This window comes from Methylobacterium sp. WL18, from assembly GCF_008040015.1.
Taxonomy (GTDB): domain Bacteria; phylum Pseudomonadota; class Alphaproteobacteria; order Rhizobiales; family Beijerinckiaceae; genus Methylobacterium; species Methylobacterium mesophilicum.
Genome location: NZ_VRVD01000607.1, coordinates 1 through 2,838, shown reverse-complemented (window position 1 = coordinate 2,838; position 2,838 = coordinate 1). Strand labels below are relative to the sequence as shown.

Genomic DNA, 2,838 nt, shown 5'->3' with positions numbered 1-2,838 from the left:
GCCCGACGCCGCCGAGCACCAGCGCGCAGGCCACGAGCTGCGCCGCGCCGAGGCCGAAGATGTCGCGCCGCATCGAGACGAGCTGCGACAGGTGCAGTTCCAGCCCGACGATGAACAGCAGCAGCACCACGCCGATCTCGGCGACGCTGGCCGCGGTTTCGGGCTCGGCGATCAGCGACAGGCCGGACGGGCCGATCAGCACCCCGGCCACCAGGTAGCCGAGCACCGCGCTCTGGCCGATCAGCCGGAACACCGGCACGCCGATCACCGCGGCCGCCAGGAAGGTCAGGACCGGCGGCAGGAAGCTCGCATGTTCGACGGGACTCGCCATGCAGGTCTTCTCGGCGGATGGCTTCGGGTTCGTGGGCGCAGGCCCGGCTTAGCGCGCGCGGCGCCGCGATGCGAGATGCGCGGGGGTGCCAATCGACACAAGCGGGTTCTTCGGCCGACGGGGATGCGGGCTTGTAGGGGGTCGTTCGGCCCCCTGCGCGCCGTGTACCAAAATATGGTATCTTCTGGTATCAGGAGGCTGCCATGGCAAAGAACACATCCATCTCGCTCGGGGACCATTTCGCCGGGTTCATCGATCGTCAGGTCACCGACGGGCGCTACGGATCGGCCAGTGAGGTCGTCCGCGCGGGCCTGCGCCTGCTCGAAGAGCACGAGGTGAAGGTCGCCGCACTTCAAGCAGCCCTTATCGCCGGGGAAGAGTCCGGTCCCGCGGCGGAGCTGGACAGCCCCGCTTTCCTTCAGGAGATGCGGGCCAAGTATGGGCGCTAGCCTCCGCGCCCGGTTCACCCCCCAAGCCCGCGCCGACTTGGAAGAAATCTGGCGCTACACGTTCGGCCGGTGGTCACCGGACCAGGCCGATCGCTACCATCAGGCGATCGTGGACGCGGCCGGCGAGCTCGCTACCGGCGCGAAGGCCGGCCGCGCCGTCGAGATCCGCGCCGGCTATCTCAAATACGCGGTCGGATCGCATGTCATTTTCTACCGGCAGACGGATGCCGGGATCGATGTCATCCGCATCCTGCATCAGCGCATGGACGTGTCGTCCCGCCTATCCTGAGCGGCTTGATCGCGAACAGCCAAGATTTCCGACCTTCGTCAGTCGAGGGCGCGCACAGCGTTGAGTAGCTGCACCCGGCCGGTCGCGCCGCTTGCCGAGCAGCAGGCTCCGACTCGCTTGAGCCTGTGGCATTGATGCCATATGTCGAATGGGCCATATGATACGTGGGCCATCGAGCTGTGGCGGGCGCGATCTCCTATTTCGACGAGAAGCTCGTCTATCCCGACGGCGCGATCCTCCAGCTGCGCATATGGCAGGTGCCGCAACCGGTACGGGGCTCAACGCACGGCTTCAAATATTCGCTGTTCTATGGACGGCCCGGGTTCCGGATCGTCGCCTACGACAACGAGGCCGGAAAGGGCGATCACGTCCATCGCTTCAACACCGAGACGGCTTACACGTTCGTATCCGTCGAACGGCTCGTCGCCGATTTCCTGGCCGAAGTCTCGCTCTTACGCGGAGGCGCATTGTGACGGATCATGTCAAAATCGTCATCGGCGGCTCGGCCGAGGATATGGGCCGCCGCTTCATCGAGCGCTGGAAGCAGGTGGAAGCGGGCGATCTGACACCGGCGGAGCCTGTCCTGATCTTCAAGGACCTGAAGACCTTCAAGAGCGTCATCTCGGACCAGCGCGTGGCTCTGCTCGAAGCGTTGTTCAAGTCCGGCAGTGCGCGGTCGATCCGGGCGCTGGCGAAGACTTTGGATCGCGATTATCGCCGGGTCCACGACGATGTCCGGGCCCTGATCGATGCGGGCTTGATCAGGCAGGAGGACATGACGCTGTGGCCGGCCGTGAAGGAAGTCCGGCTCTCGCTCAGCTTCGCACCGGAGGATGGGGCCGACCGTCGGGCTTCGTGACGCAGGGATGGCCTGAAGGCATCTCTTCAACAGGCCGCCGCTCGGCTCGGGTCACCCCAGCAGCCGCGCCCGGGCCCGGCGGGAGCCGTCGATGAACTCGAAGCCGCCGGCCGCGCTCAGCATGTGCAGGCGAGAGCCGGGCCAGGCCGCCCCGGGGCCGAGGCGCGTCTCCACCCGCTGCTCGTAGCCGTCCCCGTCGAGGCGCAGGATCCGGGCGAGGCCGAGGGCCGCGCCGTAGCCCTGGCGGCAATCCTGCACCGGCCGGATCAGGGCGCCGTCGCGGGCCACGATCGGCCCCGCCGCCCGGGCCGAGCCGACATCGATCAGCACGGGGTTGCGCGGATGCGGCGTCCAGGGGCCGCGGAAATGCGGCGCCTGCCAGAGGTGGAGGGTGTCGGAATAGCTGCCCCCGCCCGCCCGGACCGTGGCGAACATCCACCAGCGCCCGTCGTGGTGCAGCAGCGTGGCGTCGCCCGCCACCACGTGGTCGACCAGCACCGCCTCGTGCACCCAGCCCCCCGGGAAGGCGGTCGCCCGATAGAGGTCGATCGTGCCCGAGGCGTGGGATTCCGGGATCATCCAGACCGCCCCGTCCGCCTCGAACACGAACGGGTAGGACAGGTGGGTGTCGAGTTCCAGCACCGGCTCCGGGCGGCCGCGCGGCCCGGACGCGTCGAAGCCCAGGGCCGAGATCACGCCCTTGCCGCGGCGGTAGTCGAACTCCTCGACGAACAGGGTGACCGACCCGCCATGCGCGATCGCGAACGGGTCTGCGTAGAAGCGCCGCCCGTCGTCGGGCAGGTCGGTCCAGCCGCCCTCGGGGTGGCGGCGCAGGTCGATCAGGTCCGGCCCGACGACGCGGCGCCAGCCGACCCGCCATTGCGGGCGGTGGAAGCAGAGCGCGTAGAGC

General features: G+C 68.4%; 5 protein-coding genes and 1 pseudogene. 4 read left to right on the top strand and 2 right to left on the bottom strand.

Annotation, left to right across the window (positions count from 1 at the left end; all coding sequences use genetic code 11):
- Positions 1-331: cation:proton antiporter (locus FV228_RS25745; protein WP_187277908.1), on the bottom strand; the 331-nt coding region annotated here is incomplete at its 3' end.
- A gap of 203 nt (positions 332-534) precedes the next feature.
- On the opposite strand from FV228_RS25745, the gene FV228_RS25740 reads away from it, so the two are divergent.
- From FV228_RS25740 to FV228_RS25725, 4 genes are all read left to right on the top strand, one after another.
- Positions 535-780 (top strand): type II toxin-antitoxin system ParD family antitoxin, encoded by a 246-nt coding sequence (locus tag FV228_RS25740; protein ID WP_147857136.1) that lies wholly within the window; start codon positions 535-537, stop codon positions 778-780.
- The gene (locus tag FV228_RS25735) at positions 770-1,069 is read left to right on the top strand and encodes a type II toxin-antitoxin system RelE/ParE family toxin (RefSeq protein WP_147857135.1); all 300 of its coding nucleotides are present in this window, start codon (positions 770-772) and stop codon (positions 1,067-1,069) included. Before FV228_RS25740 ends, FV228_RS25735 begins: the two co-directional genes overlap by 11 nt.
- 179 nt (positions 1,070-1,248) lie before the next feature.
- Positions 1,249-1,542 (top strand): DUF6516 family protein, encoded by a 294-nt coding sequence (locus FV228_RS25730; protein ID WP_238261391.1) that lies wholly within the window; start codon positions 1,249-1,251, stop codon positions 1,540-1,542.
- A complete protein-coding gene (locus tag FV228_RS25725) occupies positions 1,539-1,928 on the top strand; it encodes a hypothetical protein (RefSeq protein WP_147857134.1) in 390 nt (129 codons plus the stop codon). The genes FV228_RS25730 and FV228_RS25725 overlap by 4 nt, the downstream gene beginning before the upstream one ends.
- A 51-nt stretch (positions 1,929-1,979) precedes the next feature.
- On the opposite strand, the pseudogene FV228_RS25720 reads toward FV228_RS25725, so the two are convergent.
- Positions 1,980-2,838 (bottom strand): annotated as a pseudogene (locus FV228_RS25720) (formyl transferase); the annotation flags it as partial.